1 protein-coding gene and 1 pseudogene are annotated in these 1,001 nt (G+C 41.1%); both read right to left on the minus strand.

What is annotated here, in order from left to right; genetic code table 11:
- Positions 1-409 (minus strand): annotated as a pseudogene (locus KT99_RS19875) (hypothetical protein); the annotation flags it as partial.
- 3 nt (positions 410-412) lie between these two features.
- Positions 413-550: a hypothetical protein gene (locus tag KT99_RS22135; RefSeq protein WP_005496481.1), complete on the minus strand. Its 138-nt coding sequence runs from the start codon at positions 548-550 to the stop codon at positions 413-415.
- Positions 551-1,001: the final 451 nt, after the last annotated feature.

The raw sequence follows: 1,001 nt of genomic DNA on the forward strand, positions 1-1,001 counted from the left end.
CTCGCTTTAGGTTGGTGATGAGGTAACCAATCGCCGATTTATTTCTATCCCAGAAGGCGATTAATCGATGAGTTCCTGGCTTGCTTTTCCACTGAACATCGAGGTCGATTATTTGCTCTCGATGCCATTTAAGTTGCTTTAATTTTTTACCGATTAACCCTTCTATCGCAAGTCCTTGGCTATCAAAAGCCGCTTTTATATCGGGATTAATTTTACCATTGGTTCGCATAATTACATGACCACCGTGTTTGTCTGCTTGATAGCAGTAATCAATATTAAAGTAACCCGCGTCCATGAGCAGCAAGGTGTCCTGTATTTCATAAGCAAAGGGATTATAGTGCCGCTCACTTTCTGAATCGGGAGAAATACCCAGATAATTGTAATGACCAGACATCAAATCCGTGGTCACGTGTCACTCCATGGCTGCCGGGTGAGTCTTGGTGAATCGGCCGGGAAACTCTTTAGTTAAACCAATGTGCAATTTGAGGGAGCTAGCATCATGAGCCTCTATCGACTTAAAGGGGTATTCACTCGGTAATACTCTATGCACTAACTCGAGTAGCCACTCGTTAGCGGCTTGTTCGACAAGAGTCCTAAGCAGTTGAGTTAACTCTGGTTTTTTAGTTTATTATGCAAGGGCTTATAGTTGATCCCGATGTCATGTTGGCTGCATAAATTCTTATGAATATCAGCAAGGTTAATATTGGTTCTGGTTCCCAAAGTATTGAGGATTGCCAGCACCAACTGCATGGGTGAAATGTTGCGCATCCGCTGCATGAAATGACACTGTTTGGCTAATTGAGTGATGTTGCATGAGTTAAGAACACTTGTCAGTTGCTTAGGATCGCGTTAAAATTCATCTTGTGCTCTCTCATTTTTGATTAGTGGTTCGCACTTACTATTTGATCATGAGATGAGTACAACTTCCAACTTTTATTAAATAACATTGGTTAATCATGTAGATATTGAGTTTTGCTTAAGATCCTACGTATGAGTCATAA

Origin of the sequence: Shewanella benthica KT99, from assembly GCF_000172075.1 — a bacterium.
GTDB classification, from domain to species: Bacteria; Pseudomonadota; Gammaproteobacteria; order Enterobacterales; family Shewanellaceae; genus Shewanella; species Shewanella benthica_A.